This is a genomic window from Streptomyces sp. NPDC003011 (assembly GCF_053591515.1).
Genome location: NZ_JBSFTY010000028.1, coordinates 1 through 18,254 on the forward strand (window position 1 = coordinate 1; position 18,254 = coordinate 18,254).

The window sequence follows — 18,254 nt, forward strand, 5'->3', positions numbered from 1 at the left end:
GGCTACGGCGGCATCTTCCAGCGCAACACCAAGGCGTCCGGGGTGATCCCGCAGATCTCGGTGATGCTCGGCCCGTGCGCGGGCGGCGCGGCCTACAGCCCCGCCCTGACCGACTTCGTCTTCATGGTCCGCGAGACCTCGCAGATGTTCATCACCGGCCCGGACGTCGTCAAGGCCGTCACCGGCGAGGAGATCACCCAGAACGGCCTCGGCGGCGCGGACGTGCACGCCGAGACCTCCGGCGTCTGCCACTTCGCCTACGACGACGAGGAGACGTGCCTCGCCGAGGTGCGCTACCTGCTGTCGATGCTCCCGCAGAACAACCGCGAGAACCCGCCCCGGGTCGAGTCCACGGACCCCGTGGACCGCCGCAGTACGGTGCTGCTGGAGCTGGTGCCCGTGGAGGGCAACCGTCCGTACGACATGACCAAGGTCATCGAGGAGATCGTCGACGACGGCGACCACATCGAGGTCCACGAGCGCTGGGCCCGCAACATCATCTGCGCGCTGGCCCGCCTGGACGGCCAGGTCGTCGGCATCGTCGCCAACCAGCCGCAGGTCCTCGCCGGGGTCCTGGACATCGAGGCGTCGGAGAAGGCCGCGCGCTTCGTGCAGATGTGTGACGCGTTCAGCATTCCGATCGTCACGTTGCTGGACGTCCCCGGGTTCCTCCCGGGTGTCGACCAGGAGCACGGCGGAATCATCCGCCACGGCGCCAAGCTGCTGTACGCCTACTGCAACGCGACCGTCCCGCGGATCTCCCTGATCCTGCGCAAGGCCTACGGAGGCGCGTACATCGTCATGGACAGCCAGTCCATCGGCGCCGACCTCACCTACGCCTGGCCGACGAACGAGATCGCCGTGATGGGCGCGGAGGGTGCCGCCAACGTCATCTTCCGCCGCCAGATCGCCGAGGCGGAAGACCCCGGCGCCATGCGGGCCCGCATGGTCAAGGAGTACAAGTCCGAGCTGATGCACCCCTACTACGCGGCCGAACGCGGTCTGGTGGACGACGTCATCGACCCCGCGGAGACCCGCGGGATCCTGATCCAGTCCCTGGCGATGCTGCACACCAAGCACGCCGACCTGCCGTCCCGCAAGCACGGCAACCCGCCCCAGTGACACGGCGAACCCGTGCGCGGTCCCGCCGCGATCGCAGTCACACAGACCCGTACCTCCGGGCCATCAGGCCCGGCATTCCTACGGCAGTCGCCAGTCCACCGGCTGCGCACCCTGCCGCAGCAGCAAGTCGTTGGCCCGGCTGAACGGACGCGAGCCGAAGAATCCACGGTCCGCCGACATCGGCGAGGGATGCGCCGACTCGATGGCCGGGAGATCTCCGAGCAACGGCCGCAGGTTACGCGCGTCGCGGCCCCACAGGATCGACACGAGCGGCTTGCCACGCGCGGCCAGCGCCCGGATGGCCTGCTCCGTGACCTCCTCCCACCCCTTGCCCCGGTGGGCCGCGGGACTGCGCGGGGCCGTCGTCAACGCCCTGTTCAGCAACAGCACCCCCTGCTCCGTCCACGGCGTCAGATCGCCGTTGGACGGCCTGGGCAGCCCCAGGTCGGAGTGCATCTCCCGGAAGATGTTCTCCAGGCTGCCCGGCAGCGAACGCACCTCGGGCGCCACCGCGAAACTGAGCCCGATGGCCATCCCCGGTGTGGGGTAGGGGTCCTGACCGACGATCAGGACGCGCACGTCATCGAAGGGCTGCTGGAAGGCGCGCAGGACATTCGCCCCGGACGGGAGATAGGTCCGGCCGGCCGCTATCTCGGCCCGGAGGAAGTCCCCCATCGCGGCGATACGTTCGGCCGCGGGTTCCAGGGCCTTCGCCCAGCCTGCTTCAACGAGTTCATGCAAGGGTCGTGGTGCCACAGCACGTCACCCTACTGGCACACACCGGGGTCCCGCACGGACAGGGAAGCCCTCGCACACCGGCGCCGCCCTCGGCGCTACTCTTCCTCCTCATCGAGCGTCATCGAACGTCATCGAGCCGGCCGAGCAGAGCACGCGGCCGGTCACCAAGAAGGAGGGGAGCCCGTTGCGTCCGGCGATCAGGCCCTCGGCGGCCCCCTCGCAGCCCTTCCCCCGGTGCGCCCCCGGACCGCCGTCGGCGGGCGGACGGCCGGCGGGCCGGCGCCTGCCGTGACCGGCGCGGGGGACGGCTTCCTCGCCGTCGACTCCGGCGGTTCCGGCCTGCGCGTCGTCGTCGGTGCCGTCCGGGGCACCGCGCGGGCCGGCCGGGAGTCCCGGGAACCGGTGCGCACGGGGGCCCGCGGCATCGACCCGGTGCACTTCATGGAGCAACTGGTGCCCCTGGTCCGCGCGGTGATCCCCGAGTCGGGGGTCGACGGGCTGGGCACGGCGGTGGTCGGCGCCGCCGGCCTCGCCACACTGGGCGAGGCGCTGCGGGCCGAGCTCCCGGGCGCCCTGGCGCGGGAGTTCGGTGTCCGTACGGTCGCACTCGCCGCCGACGCGGTCACCGCCTACGTCGGAGCCCTGGGCGCACGGCCCGGGGCGGTCGTCGCCGCCGGTACCGGCCTGATCGCGGTCGGCACGGACCTGACGCGCTGGCACCGGGCGGACGGCTGGGGCCACCTCCTCGGCGACTGCGGGGGCGGCGCCTGGATCGGGCGGGTCGGACTGGAGGCGGCGCTGCGTGCCTACGATGGGCGGGAGGGCGGCTCCGCACGGCTGCTGGCCCGCGCCGAGGAGGTGTTCGGCCCCGCGCGCGAGCTCCCCGGCACGCTGTATCCGCGTGCGGACCGCGCCGCAGTCCTCGCGTCCTTCGCGCCCCAGGTGGCCGGCTGCGCCGCCGACGATCCCGTGGCCGCGGGGATCCTGCGCTCCGCGGCCCGGCACATGGCCGACTCCGCGGCCGCCGTCTGCCCGCCCGGCGGCGAGCCCCGGGTCGCCCTCACCGGGGGCCTGTTCAAGCTGGGCGATCCTCTCGTCGTACCGCTGGAGCAGGAGGTGGCGCGGCGGCTGCCGCACGCGCGGCGGGTGGCGGCCGAGGGAGATCCGTTGCGGGGCTCGGTCCGTATCGCGACGGATCTGGCCGCCGGTTCGCTCACCCTGCCGGGTGACGAGGCGATGCTGTCCGTGGTGAGCACGCCGGGTGACGGGGCAGCACGGAAGAACCGCTGATCAGTTCTGATCCGTACGTAACTCATCAGACAAAACCGGACGGATACCGCTCACCTGCACCCTCCCCGAACAGGGGAGCCCAGGAAGCCAGTAACATGCGACGCCATGAGCTCCCCCACTGGGCCCGCGTCCGGCCTGCCCGTACGAATGCCGCGACCTCGCCAGCCCGGGCGGCACCGCCGACCCGAGCCGCTGGCGGCTCCCGAGGGCGCGCCCGCGCTCGTCCTCGCGGTTCCGGGCACGCCGGGCGCCGCCACGCGCGGTCTCGCCGACGAGGTCGTGAGCATCGCGCGCTCCGAGCTGCCCGGCCTCGACGCCCGGATCGGGTACCTGGACGGGGACGACGCGGAGTTCCCCACCCTGCAGGCCGTGCTGGCGCACGCCGCGGAGGAGCGCACCGCGCGGTACGAGCAGGCCAAGGCCGCCGGTCTGGACGTCAAGGAGCCGGACGGCCCGGTGGCGGTCGTCGTGCCGCTGCTGGCCGGCCCGGACAACGCGCTGCTGCGCCGGGTCCGCCAGGCCGTGATGGAGAGCCGGGTCGCGGCCGACCTGACCGATGTGCTGGGCCCGCACCCGCTGCTCGCCGAGGCGCTGCACGTGCGGCTGTCGGAGGCGGGTCTGGCCCGCGCCGACCGCGCCCGCCTGTTCACCGTGGCGACCGCCGCGGACGGCATCATCCTGGCCTCCGTGGGCGGTGAGGAGGCCGTGCAGGCGGCCGGGATCACCGGCATGCTGCTCGCCGCGCGCCTCGCCGTCCCGGTGATGGCGGCGGCGCTCGACCAGGACGGTTCGATCGCGTCCGTGGCCGAGCAGCTCCGCTCCTCCGGCTCGCAGCAGCTGGCGCTCGCGCCGTACCTGATAGGGCCGGAGATCGACTCCGGTCTGATCGAGGAGGCGGCCAGGGAGGCGGGCTGCTCCGCCGCCGAGTCGCTCGGCCCGTACCCGGCGATCGGCAAGCTCGCCCTGGCCAAGTACACGACCGCGCTGGGCATCGCCCCGCAGCAGCCGCAGGGCGCGCCGGTCCGCTGACGCGCACCGCACGTCCGCACGGCGAAAGGGCCCTCTCCGCACCGGAGCGGGCCCTTCGCCATGCGGGCCGGGGCCGGGATCAGCCGATGACCACGCAGGAGGCCGCGGTCACTTCCAGCGAGCCCCCGAACCGCGGCAGGCCGGTCGCCGGGTCGACGGTGAACCAGGTGACGTCGCCGGAGCGCTCGTTGGCGACGTAGAGGACCCCGGCCGCCTCGGTGAGCGCCCGTGGCCAGTGGCCGCCGCAGGGCACCGTGCCGAGCAGCCGCAGGCCCTCCCCCTCCACGGCGAACGCGGACAGGACGTCCTCGCCCCGGGTGGCGGTCCACACGAAGCGCCCGTCCGGCGAGGCGACGATGCCCGAGGGGTAGGCGTCACCCGCCGGGGCGCCGGTCAGAACCGGTGTCTCGGCCAGCGGCGTCAGCGTGGCGTCCGCGGCGCCCCAGCGGCAGACGGTCACCGTCGGGGCGAGTTCGTTGACGACGTAGGCGTACGAGCCGTCCGGGTGGAAGGCCAGGTGGCGTGGGCCGGAGCCGGGGCGCAGCGCGGTCTCCCGGTGGAGCGTGAGGCCGCCGCCGGTGAGCGCGCACACCCGCACCGAGTCCGTGCCCAGGTCGACGCTGACGGCCCAGCGGCCGCTCGGGTCGGGCTGCACCTGGTGGGCGTGCGGGCCTTGCTGGCGCGGCGTGTGCGGGCCCGAGCCGGTGTGCCGGAACACGGCGGACGGGGCGTCGGCGAGGGAGCCGTCCGGGCGCAGCGGCACGGCCGTGACGCTGCCGGAGCCGTAGTTGGCGGTCAGGACGTGGCCCGCGTGGACGGCGAGGTGGGTGGGACCGCTCGCGTCGACGGACACCGGCGGGCCGGCCGGTTCGGGGGTGCCGCCGGTCACCCGGTACGCGGCCACCGCGCCCTCGGCCGTCTCGCTGACCGCGTAGAGCGTGCCGCCGTCGGGGGCGAGGGCCAGGCAGGACGGGTCGGACAGGCCGTCCAGGCTGTTCAGGAGCGTCAGTGCGCCGCTGTCCTCGGCCACGGCCGCCGTCACGATGCCGGGGCCTCCGGCCGCCGTGAAGGACCCGATGAAGGCCCGCCGTCCTCGCCTGCCGCCGTGTGCCACCGCAGTCCCCTCTCGGTTCCCGGTCCTGTGCCGTGGGGTGACGGTAGCAGTCGGCCAGGCGAGGTCTAGACCAGAGCGCGAAGGTTCGTCGGTGGCCTTCGGGGAGATGGGGCGCGGCCTCCGGCCGGTGCGGTGCCCCAGTGGCGGGCGTGCCCGGTCATACGCGGCCCGTTTCCCGTCAGGCCGTCGCGCGTACGGGTCTTCGTGCGCGGGTCTTCGTGCCTGGTCTTCGTGCGCGGGCGTGGGCCGAACCTCCCTGTCGGCCGGCCGGGTTGCGCGGCGCGGGTTCCGTCGGATCTTCGGAATGCGGACCCGGGCCGATTTTTTCCGGGCGACCTGCCGGCCTGCCAGGACTGCGGACGCCCTGCCGGCCTCCCGGCCGGCCAGGACTGCCGGTCTGCCGGCGCTCCTCGGCGCCGGAGGTGTGCCGCCGTCCCGGCCCGGCAGAGGCTCACGCGCCGACGAGCGGCGAGCCCGAGGACGCCCGCAAAGGCGTGGCCAGCTCCGCGAGGGCACGCTCCAGGCCGTGCAGGTGCGCCAGCGCGGGTGCCTCGGCGGAACCCCGCGGCAGGACGGGCGAGAGGCTCTCCCGCACGCCGTTCACCGGACCGTCGCCCCGGCCGGTGAGCGGGCCGGCGCCGACGCCGCGAGCCGCGAGCGCGCCGCCGCCCCTCAGCTCCCCGCCCGCGAGGCGGTCCACCGCGCCACCCGCAGGACCACCCGCCGTCAGCGCGCCATCCGCAGGGCCGCCGCCGTCCCTGCCCACGGCGCCCGGGAGACCACGCCGCCCCTCACCACCCACCAGGCCACCCTCCGCCCCCACGCCACCCGCGAGGACGGCATCCGTGCCCGTACTCGCACGTCCGGTGAGACGGCCGTCCGCGCTCCTCTCACCCGCGCGGCCACCGCTCGTCGCCGCACCACCCGTCAGCGCCTCCACCGTCGCCTCCACGCGGCGGCACGCGGCGGTCAGGCGGGTGTCGTGCGAGGCCTCCGGGTCGGCGGCGACGGCGACCAGGCCGCGGATCTCGCGGGCGCAGTCGTCGAGCAGGGCCAGCACCCGGCGGGCGCGGCGCTTGCGGACCAGCATCGGGTTCAGCGGGTGCACCAGTGGGGCGACGGACAGCCGTACCCGGCCGAGGAGCAGCTCCAGTTCGGACACGCGGGACGCCGGGTCGGCGTGCGCGGAGCCGGCCAGTCGGGCCGCGGCCTCGGCGGTGGAGGCGCGGACGCAGTGCAGCGCTCGCTGGATCCAGGCGTCGGTGACGGCGTGCGTGGTGACGGGCAGGACGAACAGCACCGCGAGCACGGCCCCGAGCGCCCCGACGCCGGTCTCCGCGAACCGCAGGACCAGCAGGCCGGGCTCCAGGACGCCGAGCAGGCCGTAGAGCAGCTCGGCGAGCAGGGTCACGCAGAGCATCATCCAGGTGTAGGACACGGCGGCCGTGTAGAAGATGCCGAAGACGCAGGCGGCGAGGAGGAGGGCCGTCGGCACCGGGGCGCCGTCGAGCGGGACGGCGACGAGGAGGCCGAGGCCGATGCCGATGACCGTGCCGAGGACCCGGCGGAAGCCGCGGACCAGGGTCTCGCCGCGCGAGGTGGTGTTGACGAAGATCCACCAGGTGGCGCCGACGGCCCAGTACCAGCGCTGTCCGGACACCAGCTGGCCCACGACCAGGGCGAAGCCGGCGCCGGCGGTCGCCTGGACCGCCTGGCGGGTGGTGACGCGGGCGAGGCCGGTGCCGCCCGGCGGTGCGGGCACGGGGGCCGGGGGCAGACCGCGCTCGTAGCACCACAGGCCGAAGCGCACGGCCGCCGCGACAAGGACCGACAGCAGGACGGCGGCGTACAGCTCGGGCAGCTGATCCGTGGTGGCGTGCAGGAACTGCGCCACGAAGAAGGTCATGAAGGCGAACACGCCGAGGCTGTGCCCGCGCGGTCCCCAGCGCCGCGCGTACACGCCCGCGCCGACGACGGCGAGGAAGGTGAGGTCGCGCGCGACGGGGTGGTCGTGCAGCTCGGCCGCGGCGGCGAGCACGGGCAGGCCCACGGCGGGCAGCAGCGCGGTGGTGACGGCCTGGCCGCGGACGGTGGCGTCCGTGACGGTGAACAGGGCGAGCAGCGCGGCGAGCCCGCCGGTGACGGCGGCGGCGAGCGAGTGCCCGGCGACCCCGCACAGGACGACCGCCGACGCGACGGCGAGCACCGCCCGCACGGCGGACCGCAGCCGTACCCGTCCCGGGTCCGGCGCCACGAACACCCTCTTCAGCACTGCTTCGCCCCCTTGGACCTCGGCATGAGAAAGGCGCCGCGGGGTCCGCAGCGCCATCGACGTGCCCATCACAGCATCCACGTACCATCTGGCTCAAGCCGTGCCTGAAATGGTGGACCATTGGTACAGCTACAGCCGTTCCGGCCCGTCCAGTGGCGAGCCAACGGACCATCGACGAGGAGGAGGCCGGGACACCATGGCCGTGGACGAGCTCGACACCCGCATCCTGCGGCTTCTGCTGGAACAGCCCCGCACGAGCGTGCGCGAGTACGCCCGCCTCCTCGGCGTCGCCCGCGGCACGCTGCAGGCCCGCCTGGACCGTATGGAGCGGGACGGGGTGATCACCGGTACGGGTCCGTCCCTCTCCCCCGCCGCCCTGGGCCACCCGGTGCTGGCGTTCGTGCACATCGAGGTCACCCAGGGGCATCTGGACGACGTGGGCGACGCGCTGGCCGCCGTACCGGAGATCGTCGAGACGTTCTCGATCACGGGCGGCGGCGATCTGCTGACGCGGGTCGTGGCGCGTGACAACGCACACCTGGAGGACGTCATCCAGAAGCTGATCAGCCTTCCGGGAGTCGTCCGCACCCGGACGGAGGTGGCGCTGCGCGAGCGCGTCCCGTACCGGCTGCTGCCGCTGGTGGAGTCGATCGGGCGGGCGGCACGGACCTGACCTTTGACATCCTGGGGTCATGAGCAGCCTCGGTGACACCACGGTCCTCTTCGATCTGGACGGCACGCTCGTGGACAGCGAGCCGAACTACTACGAAGCGGGCCGGCGGGTCCTCGCCGCCCACGGCGTCGCGGACTACACGTGGCCCGATCACGAGCGGTTCGTCGGCATCAGCACGCTGGAGACGGTCGCCGTCTGGAAGGACCAGTACGGTCTGCGGGCCTCCGTCGACGAGCTCTTCGCCGAGAAGAACCGGCTCTACCTGGAGCTGGCCCGCGCCTCCACACCCGCCTACCCCGAGATGCGCAAGTTCGTGGAGCTGCTGGCGACGGAGTCGGTCCCGATGGCCGTGGCCTCGGGTTCGTCGCCCGAGGCCATCGAGGCGGTGCTGGCCGGCACGGGCCTGGACGCGTATCTGCGCACCGCCGTGTCCGCCGACGAGGTCGCCCGGGGCAAGCCCGCCCCCGACGTGTTCCTGGAGGCCGCCCGCCGGCTCGGGGCCGCGCCGGCCGACTGCGTGGTCCTGGAGGACGCCGCCCCGGGCGCCGCCGCCGCGCACGCGGCCGGGATGCGCTGCGTCGCGATTCCCTACGTCGCCGCGCAGGCCGGCGCCCCGGAGTTCGCCACCGCGGACCTGCTCCTGCCCGGCGGACAGGCCGACTTCACGGCACGGTCCGCGTACGACTGGCTGCTGCGCACCTCGCGGTGATCGGCCGACGGGTCCGGGGCGAGCCTCGCGGGAGGACATCGGCGCCGGCTGGACGGTCCGGCTGAGCGCGTCGCCCTGTCACGGTCCGCCGTGCTGCGGGCCCGGCGGTCGTGGCCGCCGCAGGGTGTCCGGTCTTCGCCCTCCGGTGTCCGGACCAGCGGCGATGCCGCCTTGGGGACCCCTCACGGGGCGCCGCCGGAGCCGGCCTGCGCGCAGGCGACCGGGGTGCGGCCGGAATTGGCCGCTCCCACCCCGTTGACGCTCACCCGTCCCCTCCCTATCGTCTGGTCGATTGTCCGCACGCTGATCGACATATCGAACGGCATGTCGAGCACCCGTGACCCGTGGATCCGTGGAGGCGTACACATGGCACCGCCCCTCTCCAGACGGCACCTTTTCCAGGCCGCGGCGCTCGCCGCGGTGACGCCGGCGATCTCGTACGCGGCGAGCGGCCGGGCCGTCGCCGAGGCTTCCAAGGCACCGTCGGTGTGGCGGGTGCAGCCGTTCGATCTCGACCAGGTGACGCTCGGCCAGGGGCTGTTCGCCGACAAGCGGCAGCTGATGCTCGACCACGCGCGCGGCTACGACGTGAACCGGCTGCTCCAGGTCTTCCGGGCCAACGCCGGCCTCTCCACGGGCGGAGCGGTCGCGCCCGGCGGCTGGGAGGGGCTGGACGGGGAGGCCAACGGCAACCTCCGGGGGCACTACACCGGCCACTTCCTCACCATGCTGGCGCAGGCGTACGCCGGCACCGGCGAGCAGGTGTTCGTCGACAAGACCCGCACCATGATCGAGGCGCTGACCGAGGTGCGCGAGGCGCTCCGGCACGAACCGCAGATCCTCGCCGTCCCCGGGAGGTTCGGGACCGCGGCGGAGAACGTCCGCGGCTCCTACCAGTACGTCGATCTCCCCGCCGGTGTTCTCGGCGGTGCCGCGTCCATCACCCTGTCCGCCTGGGTGAAGCCCACGCACGACGCCGGCTGGACGCGGATCCTCGACTTCGGCAACGACACCACGCGCTATCTGTACCTGGCCGCGCGCAACGCGAACGGCGTACCCCGCTTCGCCATCACGACCGGCGGTGCCGGCGGCGAGCAGAGCCTCGACGGCACCGCCGCGCTGCCGCTGAACGAGTGGAGCCACCTCGCGGTGACGCTCGCCGAGGGCACCGGGACCCTGTACGTCAACGGCACCGCCGTCGCCCGGAACACCTCCATGTCCCTCACCCCGGCGGTCCTCGGCGCCCTCACCGACCACTGGCTGGGCCGCTCCCACTACTCCGGCGACCCCGTCTTCGCGGGCGCCTTCGACGAGTTCAACGTCTGGTCGCGCGCCCTGACCGCCGCGGAGATCGGCGGCCTTCAGGGCGCCCGGGCCGCCGACGCCGCCGCCGGCCGGGGCGACCTCGCGTCGTACGCCTTCGACGAGACCACCGGAGCGGCCTTCGCGGACGCCTCCGGCCGGGACCTGACCGCCACCCTGCGCCGCACCTGGGGAGCGCCCAGCCACCCCGGGTTCCTGGCGGCGTACCCGGAGACGCAGTTCATCGAGCTGGAGTCGCGGACCAGCCCCGACTACACCAAGGTGTGGGCCCCCTACTACACCGCGCACAAGATCCTCAGGGGTCTGCTGGACGCGTACAGCGCCACCGACGACGCGCGGGCGCTCGACCTCGCGTCCGGCATGTGCGACTGGATGTACGCCCGGCTGTCCAGACTGCCGGACGCCACCCTCCAGCGGATGTGGGGCATCTTCTCCAGCGGTGAGTTCGGCGGCATCGTCGAGGCGATCGTCGACCTGCACACGCTCACCGGCAAGGCCGAGCACCTCGCCCTGGCCACACTGTTCGACCTGGACAAGCTCATCGACGCCTGCGCCGCGAACACCGACCTCCTCGACGGTCTGCACGCCAACCAGCACATCCCGATCTTCACCGGGCTGGTGCGGCTGTACGACGCGACGGGCGAGGAGCGCTACCTCACCGCCGCGCGCAACTTCTGGGACATGGTCGTACCGGGACGCATGTACGGCATCGGCGGCACCAGCACCGCGGAGTTCTGGAAGGCGTCCGGGGTGATCGCGGGCACGTTCAGCGCGACGACCGCCGAGACCTGCTGCGCGTACAACATGCTCAAGCTCAGCCGGATGCTGTTCTTCCACGAGCAGTCGCCGAAGTACATGGACTACTACGAGCGGGCGCTGTACAACCAGGTGCTCGGGTCCAAGCAGGACAAGCCGGACGCGGAGAAGCCGCTCGTCACGTACTTCATCGGGCTGACACCCGGCCATGTCCGGGACTACACACCCAAGCAGGGCACCACCTGCTGCGAGGGCACCGGCATGGAGAGCGCCACCAAGTACCAGGACTCGGTGTACTTCAAGAAGGCCGACGGCAGCGCCCTGTACGTCAACCTCTACAGCCCCTCGAAGCTGACCTGGGCGGAGAAGGGCGTCACCGTCACCCAGAGCACCGACTACCCGAGGGAGCAGGGCAGCAGGCTCACCTTCGGGGGCCGCAGCGCCGCGTTCGCGCTGCGGCTGCGGGTGCCGTCCTGGGCCACCGCCGGTTTCCGGGTGACGGTCAACGGGCGTGCGGTGTCCGGCACTCCGCAGCCCGGGAGCTACTTCACCGTCTCCCGCAGATGGCGCGCCGGCGACACCGTACGCCTCTCCATGCCCTTCCGCCTGCGGGTGGAGAAGGCCCTCGACGACCCGTCGCTGCAGACCCTCTTCTACGGCCCGGTCAACCTCGTGGCCCGCGACCCGGCCACCGACTACCTGACGTTCGGCCTGTACCGCAACGCCGGCCTCTCCGGTGACCTGCTGCCCTCACTCACCCCGGTGACCGGCAAGCCGCTCCATTACACCCTCGACGGCACGGAGTTCGCCCCGTTCTTCGAGGGGACCGAGGACCCGACGCACGCCTACGTCCGGCGGTCCGAGCCGCGGGTGGTCTTCGGGACGACCGACTCCGGCGTGGCCAACCCCGCGAAGGCCGACGGGACGACCCTGCTGGACGAGATCTGGGCCGGAGCCCCGTTCAGCGGCAAGGACGCGCTGGTCACGCGGGTGCGGGCCACGGTGGACGCGTGGGTGTCCGCCGGGCTGCTCACCCGGGCGGACGGCGACACGGTGGTGCGTACGGCACGGAAGGCGACCTTCGCGCCCTGATCCGCCGTGTCGGTGTGCGGCGATCCGGTCGCACGGTCCCGTGCACCGGTCGCACGGTCCCGTGCACCGGTCGTACGGTCCCGTGCCCCGTGTCCGGTGCCCCGGTCCGGGCGGGCCGGGCACCGCGCCGGAGGGCCGCCGTCCGGGCCTGCGGCTACTGACCGCGGCGGGGCTTGCCGCGGCGGGTGCCCTTCGTGCCGCCCGTGCCCCCGGAGCGTTTGCCGCCGGCCCGTCCGGTACCACCCCTGCTGCCGCCGGAGGCTCCCGTGCCGCCTCGGGAGGTCGCGTGGGGCTTACGGGGGGCGCTCCTCTCCGGGCGCTTGCCGCCGGTCTCGGCCGGGGGCTTGGCGCGGCCCCGGGTGCTGTTCGGGGTGCGGCCCCGGACGATGCCGATGAAGTCCTCGACCTGGTCGGTGGTCGCGTCCTCGGGCCAGGACAGGGCGACCTCGGACGCGGGGGCGTCGACGACCGGACGGTAGGTGAGGTCACGGCGGTGGTGCAGGCGGGCCAGGGACTGCGGGACGACGAGGACGCCGATGCCCGCGGCCACCAGCTCGACGGCGTCGGCCGTGGTGGCCGGCCGTTCGAAGGCGGGCTCCCCCGGCGGCCGCTCCCAGTCGAGGACGTCGTCCAGGGGGTGCAGCACCGTCTCGTCGGCGAGATCCGCGCACGACACCTCGTCCGCCGCCGTCACCACGTGGTCCTTCGGGACCACGACGACCGTCGTCTCGGTGTAGAGGGGGATCGCGCTGAGGACCGTACGGTCGACGGGGAGCCGTACGAGTGCCGCGTCCGCCCGCCCGTCGCGCAAGGCCTCCGGTGCCTCGGCGGCGGACACGGCGACGAGTTCCAGGGGCGCGTCGGGCAGGCGCTCGTTCCACGTCCGCACCCACTTGCCGGGGGTCACCCCGGGGACGTACGCGAGCCGGAAGGAAGGGGAAGCCGCAGAGCCTGTCACCTCGCCAGGCTACCCGTGGTGGTCGGAGGGCTCGTGCGCGGTCGATAGTCTGGACACCATGAAGTCGCACCAGAGCACCCAGACGATGAAGCCCGCGACCGCGGCGAAGAAGCTGGGTGTGTACCTCCCGGCCACCCCAGCGGAGTTCCAGGACGGCGTCGTCACCCGCGCCGAGCTGGACGAGCTGCAGGCGAACCCGCCCGAGTGGCTGCGGGAGCTGCGACGCACCGGCCCGCACCCGCGCCCGGTGGTCGCGGCGAAGCTCGGTGTCTCCATCGCCGGCCTGGCCCGCGGCGGGGTCACCGAGGCCCTCACCACCGAGCAGATCGAGGCGCTCAAGGAGGAGCGGCCGGAGTGGCTGGAGAAGGAGCGCGCCACGCAGGCCGAGGTCCGCAAGGAAGCCGCGCGTCTCAAGCAGAAGAACGCCGAAGCCGCCGAGACCTCCTGACCCCTGCCGGACGCCTCCCGTGCTGACGGGAGGCCCTTGCCCGCGCGAAAACCCCTGTGCGCCGGCCCGTGCCGCCCTGCGATCATGCCGGGATGGTCCACCCTCTGGAACCGCTGGTCGTCCGGCACACGCACCGTCTCCCCTCCCCCACGGGACCCGCCGGGGAGGGCTCCGTCGCGGCCCGGCAGTTCGACGCCGCGCTGATCACCGTGGGGTTCAAGCTCTCGGCCGGGCTGCTGGAGCACCTGTCGGGGCTGTCTGAGGGCACGGTCGTCGACACCGCCGTACGGACGCTGCGCACCGTCCGTGAGATGGCCGGCGACCACGTCGCGCACAACGTCTACTTCGTCGACTTCCCGGCCAACGTGCCGGACACGTCCGGCTTCTGGATGCGCTGCGTCCGCGAGGCGCTCGACGACCGGCCCACCCGCGCCGGCACGCTCCGGCAGCTGCGCAGGGGCGTGCTGGACCTGCTCACGCTGCCCTCCTACGGCCGCTACCGGCACACGTACGCCGAGATGCTCGCCGCCCACGACGAGCTGATCGCCACCGCGGGCGACCGGCTGACGGTCCTGCACCTGGGCGGTACGGCGGACGACGAGGTGACCGCCCTGTACCTGGCCCTGGCCGGCAGCGCGACCCCGCTGGGCGAGCAGGACCTCGCCGACCTGAAGGCGCTCGCGGCGCACTGCGCGGACGGGCCGCAGCCGGAGGCGGTCCCGGTCCGGGAGAACCGCGCGGTCGTCAATCAGGCCCGTCTGCGGGTGGGTGCGGATCTGCTGCTCGACACCGTCACCGATGTGCTGCGGCTGGCGTGCGCGCTGTCCGGCGGTGACGTGACGCTTCAGGAGCCGACGCGGTTCCGGGCGCTGTCCCGCCCGGTGCGGCGCGCCCTGATGGCGGCCCTGGACGGGGTGGTCGCCGCGGCGCCCGCCAAGCTCGCCGACGTGTCCGCGCACCGCGAGGCGTTCAAGCGGCTCGGTGAGCGGCTGCACCCGCACGAGTACCCGGACCGGCCGCACGCGGCCGAGGTGTTCGCCGTCGCGCGCGGCGAGAAGAAGGCCCCTTCGTTCGACAGCCGGGTGGAGGAGCTCCTCGGCCGGGACGACGTCACCGCGGCGGCCGAACTGCTGACGGCCGCGCCGGGCAGGCTGTTCCGCGCGCTGGACCGGCTGCTGCGCACGGCCGCCACAGAGGGGGAGCGCGACGCCGTCGTGGCCGCCGCCGAGCGGGTCGCGCCGTCGGTCTCCGGCCGGGTCGTGCTGTCGGTGCGTGAGCACCTGCACAACCGGGAGCGGGAGAGCGGCGAACGACGCGTGTTCGTCAACCGCCTGGGCCGGGCGTGGGTCGCCGCCGACCGTCGTCCGCCCGTGCCGTCGGCCGTCCGCGGGCGCCTGATCGCCGCGCTCGACGCGGAGATACGCCGCCGACTCCCCTGCCCCGGCCGCCTGTTGGTCGACCCGGACATCCTGGACGTGGCGCTGCCGCTGAGCGGGCGGGCCACGGCGGCCGGCCTCGGTGTGCTGCCGCGCGGGTCGGTCTCCCCCGTCGACGGTGAGCTGCTGCGCTTCTTCGTGTACTGGAAGGAGACCGGGCGGACCACCGACTACGACCTGTCGGCGCTGATGCTGGACGCCGGCTACGAGACCGTCTCCTGGCTGTCGTACACCAGCCTCTCCGAGGTCGACGGCGAACACTCCGGTGACCTCGTCGAAGCACCCGACGGGGCCTCGGAGTTCATCAACCTGCGCCTCGGCGCCGTGCGCGGCACGTTCGTCGTCCCGCAGGTCAACATCTACTCCGGCGAGGGCTTCGAGGAGGTGGAGGAGTCGTTCTTCGGGTTCATGCTGCGCGAGGCCGAGCAGGCGGGCCGCCCGTTCGAGCCGCGCACGGTGCGCATGAAGTCGGAGCTGCGCGGTCCCGGCCGGGTGGCGCTGCCGCTGGTGTTCCGGCGCGGCGAGGACGGCCGGTGGCATGCCAAGTGGCTGCACCTGTACCTGAAGGGCACGCCGACGTCCAACAGGGTCGAGGACAACCAGGTGTCGGTCGCGACGCTGGTGCGCGGCATCGTCGAGCGCGAGCAGCTGACGGTGCGCTACCTGACCGGGCTGATGGCCGACGGCGGCACGGCGGGGGTGACGCTGTGGGACGGCACGTCGGTCCCGGACGGGCCGGTCACCTACGTCGGTCTGGAGCGCCCGGAGGGGCTGCACCCGGATTCCCGGATCATCACCCTCGAAAATCTGCGCGACCTGATCCCGGACTGACTGCTACCGTCGATCACGGCGAGGCCATGAAGGGGCTTCCTTCTCATCTCAACTCAATGAAAACAGTCCCTTCGCTTTCCTCGCCTTCCACGTCACGCCGCACGGTGTTCCGTACGGCGTGTTTCTAACGGCGGCCCGGGCGCGGCAGGTCAGCGCGCCAGGGCCGCTCGTGCTTGTCCGGGGGCCTGCGCGGCGCAGCCGCGCGCGGCCGAAGGGCACGGTGTGCACCGGGAGCGGGAGAGCTGGTGCAGGCCGACGCGGTCCGGCCAGCCGTCGGCGAGCGGCGCCGCCTCCTGGCAGCCTTCCTGGATCCGGTCGAGGCGGGACAGCCGAACAGCGCCTCGACGGTGCGGCTGCCGGGCCCGGCGTTCGGGCTGGCCCAGGACTGCACCGCAGGCACCTCGGCATCCGCCTTCGCGTGGCGGAGAGACACGAGATGACGCATCCATGCCTCCTTGCGTGACGAAGGGACGAAGGTCACAGATACGTATCGGACATTTAACACGTCAATCTTCACGGCAGGCACACAAGTTGGCTAAGTTGAGCCGCGGGTCACGCGACTCCCTCCGGCGAACCCGCCGCGGAGCGCGGCCCCGGTACGGAAGGAGTACGGCTCCCATGGCGCCGGAACGAACCTCGCGCCCCGGAGGCAGCGGCCTCCCGGGCATGCGCAACTCCGCGCTTGCGACGGCGGCTCTCACCTCTGTGGCCCTGCTCTCGCAGACCGCGGGCGCCGCGCCGGCGGCGGGGGACGACGGGCCGAGCCGCGACGAGGTCCGGCAGCGGGTCGACAACCTCTACAACCGGGCCGAGACCGACACGGGAACCTACAACGCGACCCGCGCGGCGGCGATCCCCCGCCAGCGTTCCGCCGCGTCGGCCGACGCGGAGCGCCGAGGAGCCGGTTCGGTCTCCGGCGACACCCGTGAGGCGGCCGCACCCGCGCTCACCGACGTGGCCCGGCAGTGGTTCGACGTGGCCCGCGCCAAGCTGGGCCCGACCGTCCCGGCGGCCCGGATGCCGGTCCGGCCGACCCGTCCGCCCCGCCCGGCGGAGCGGCCGACGAACGCCCTCGCCCTGGAAGGGCCGAAGGCGGCCGTCCGGGCCGCCCCCGAGCCGACCGTCAGATCCGCCCTGAATTCGACCGCCCGATCGGCCCCGGCCCTGCCGGGCGCGCCGGAGCCCTCGCGGGACACCTCCACGTCACTGCCCGCGGCGTCCACCGCCTCCGCCGCCGGCTCGGGGCCGTCGTCGTTGCGCGCCACGAAGCTGCGCAACCAGCGCAAGCTCGCCCAGGCCCGCGAGATGCTGGCGGCTCCCACGGCACCGCTCAGCACGCCGCCCGCGGCGATCGAGCCCCGGCCGGCCGAGGACGTCTGGCGCACCCCGGCGGAACCGGCACACACCGCCACCGGCGCGTGGGACACCGCGGCATGGGACACCGCGACGTGGGACACCGGAGCGTGGGAGCCGCTGCCGCAGACCGGCCTCGCCCCCGATCTGCCGGTCACCCCGAGCCCCCTGCCCAGCCCGGCTCCGCCCGCCGACCCGGCGCCCGCCTTCGCCTCGGGCCTGCCCGTCGACCCGGCACTCGCGCCCGTCCCCGGTCCGCCGGTCGAGCCGGCCCCCGCGTTCACCCCCGGGCCGCCCGTCGCCCCGGCCTCCGCCGCCCCCGCCACGCACCTGCCCGCCGCCCCGGTCACCGCGCCCGTCGTGGCCGGCCATGCCGTGGACGCCGGATACGACTTGAAGGCCGCCAAGGTGCTCGCCTTCGCCCGTGCCCAGATCGGCCGCCCGTGCGTCTGGGGCGCTGCCGGGCCGGGATCGTACGACCCCTCCGGTCTGACCCAGGCCGCCTGGAAGACCGCCGGCGTCGAACTCCCGCGCTCCGCCCAGGCCCAGGCAGGCGCCGGCACGGCCGTCTCCCTCGCCGAGGTCCGGGTCGGGGACCTGGTCCTCTTCTACGACGACCTCAGTCACGTGGGCCTCTACATCGGCAACGGCATGATGATCCACGCGCCGGGCCCGGGAACGTACATCCGCGAGGAGTCGGTCTACTACGCCGGCGAGTCGACGATCCGCGGCGCGGTGCGACCGGCCTGAGCCGGTGTAGGGCCGCTTCTGGTCTGCCGGCCCCTGCTGTCACGTTGCTCGGAGTGCTCAGTCTCTCCTCCCCGTGACTGCCCTCTCCCCCCACCGGCCCCACGCTTCGGCCGCGCCCTCCCCCTCCCACCACTCCCGCAAGCCTCTGGACGCCCCCTGCGCCCCTGACCTAGGGTGCACAGCAAGCGCTTTCTAGCCTGCCCGTGCCCACAGCACACGTGCCCACAGCACACGTGCCCTCAGCACCACGTACCCGCAGCACCACGTGCCCTCTTCGCAGCTCTCCGGCCCTCTCGACCGTCCATGCGCTCGGTTCCGCCGCCGGCCCGCACCCTCAGCCGTCGCGGGCCGGCGCGGAAA

13 protein-coding genes are annotated in these 18,254 nt (G+C 73.7%); 9 read left to right on the top strand and 4 right to left on the bottom strand.

The annotated features are described in order from the left end of the window. Window positions 1–1,122: acyl-CoA carboxylase subunit beta (locus ACWD0J_RS16320; RefSeq protein WP_451496467.1), on the top strand; the 1,122-nt coding region annotated here is incomplete at its 5' end. A gap of 78 nt (window positions 1,123–1,200) precedes the next feature. Here the strand turns inward: ACWD0J_RS16320 and ACWD0J_RS16325 are convergent. Continuing rightward, window positions 1,201–1,878, bottom strand: coding sequence for a uracil-DNA glycosylase (locus tag ACWD0J_RS16325; protein WP_451496468.1), 678 nt, complete (start codon window positions 1,876–1,878; stop codon window positions 1,201–1,203). A 270-nt stretch (window positions 1,879–2,148) separates the two neighbouring features. Between ACWD0J_RS16325 and ACWD0J_RS16330 the strand changes: the two genes are divergently transcribed. After that, window positions 2,149–3,150 carry an N-acetylglucosamine kinase gene (locus ACWD0J_RS16330; RefSeq protein ID WP_451496531.1) on the top strand — a complete coding sequence of 334 codons (1,002 nt, stop codon included), beginning with the start codon at window positions 2,149–2,151 and terminating at the stop codon, window positions 3,148–3,150. 105 nt (window positions 3,151–3,255) lie between these two features. Next, on the top strand, window positions 3,256–4,179 hold the full coding sequence (locus ACWD0J_RS16335) for a sirohydrochlorin chelatase (RefSeq protein WP_451496469.1): 924 nt from the start codon (window positions 3,256–3,258) through the stop codon (window positions 4,177–4,179). Window positions 4,180–4,258: 79 nt separating this feature from the next. Here ACWD0J_RS16335 and ACWD0J_RS16340 read toward each other — a convergent pair whose 3' ends face one another. After that, window positions 4,259–5,293: a lactonase family protein gene (locus ACWD0J_RS16340; RefSeq protein ID WP_451496470.1), complete on the bottom strand. Its 1,035-nt coding sequence runs from the start codon at window positions 5,291–5,293 to the stop codon at window positions 4,259–4,261. 451 nt (window positions 5,294–5,744) lie between these two features. Next, entirely contained in the window at window positions 5,745–7,565 is a 1,821-nt protein-coding gene (locus ACWD0J_RS16345) for an FUSC family protein (RefSeq protein WP_451496471.1), read from the bottom strand. Window positions 7,566–7,761: 196 nt separating this feature from the next. Here ACWD0J_RS16345 and ACWD0J_RS16350 point away from each other — a divergent pair, with 196 nt between their 5' ends. The 3 genes from ACWD0J_RS16350 (at window position 7,762) to ACWD0J_RS16360 (ending at window position 12,118) form a co-directional block, all read left to right on the top strand. After that, window positions 7,762–8,238, top strand: coding sequence for an Lrp/AsnC family transcriptional regulator (locus tag ACWD0J_RS16350; protein ID WP_451496472.1), 477 nt, complete (start codon window positions 7,762–7,764; stop codon window positions 8,236–8,238). Between the two features lie 19 nt (window positions 8,239–8,257). After that, window positions 8,258–8,947 carry an HAD family hydrolase gene (locus tag ACWD0J_RS16355; RefSeq protein ID WP_451496473.1) on the top strand — a complete coding sequence of 230 codons (690 nt, stop codon included), beginning with the start codon at window positions 8,258–8,260 and terminating at the stop codon, window positions 8,945–8,947. Window positions 8,948–9,313: 366 nt separating this feature from the next. Next, window positions 9,314–12,118 carry a beta-L-arabinofuranosidase domain-containing protein gene (locus tag ACWD0J_RS16360; protein ID WP_451496474.1) on the top strand — a complete coding sequence of 935 codons (2,805 nt, stop codon included), beginning with the start codon at window positions 9,314–9,316 and terminating at the stop codon, window positions 12,116–12,118. A 154-nt stretch (window positions 12,119–12,272) separates the two neighbouring features. Here the strand turns inward: ACWD0J_RS16360 and ACWD0J_RS16365 are convergent, their stop codons facing one another. Beyond that, window positions 12,273–13,076 (bottom strand): LysR substrate-binding domain-containing protein, encoded by an 804-nt coding sequence (locus ACWD0J_RS16365; RefSeq protein WP_451496475.1) that lies wholly within the window; start codon window positions 13,074–13,076, stop codon window positions 12,273–12,275. A gap of 58 nt (window positions 13,077–13,134) precedes the next feature. Here ACWD0J_RS16365 and ACWD0J_RS16370 point away from each other — a divergent pair, with 58 nt between their 5' ends. From ACWD0J_RS16370 to ACWD0J_RS16380, 3 genes are all read left to right on the top strand, one after another. After that, entirely contained in the window at window positions 13,135–13,524 is a 390-nt protein-coding gene (locus ACWD0J_RS16370; protein ID WP_451496476.1) for a DUF5997 family protein, read from the top strand. Between the two features lie 92 nt (window positions 13,525–13,616). Then, complete coding sequence (locus ACWD0J_RS16375; RefSeq protein ID WP_451496477.1) at window positions 13,617–15,791, top strand: hypothetical protein; 2,175 nt, start codon at window positions 13,617–13,619, stop codon at window positions 15,789–15,791. Window positions 15,792–16,409: 618 nt separating this feature from the next. Further along, the gene (locus ACWD0J_RS16380) at window positions 16,410–17,894 is read left to right on the top strand and encodes a C40 family peptidase (RefSeq protein WP_451496478.1); all 1,485 of its coding nucleotides are present in this window, start codon (window positions 16,410–16,412) and stop codon (window positions 17,892–17,894) included. Window positions 17,895–18,254: the final 360 nt, after the last annotated feature.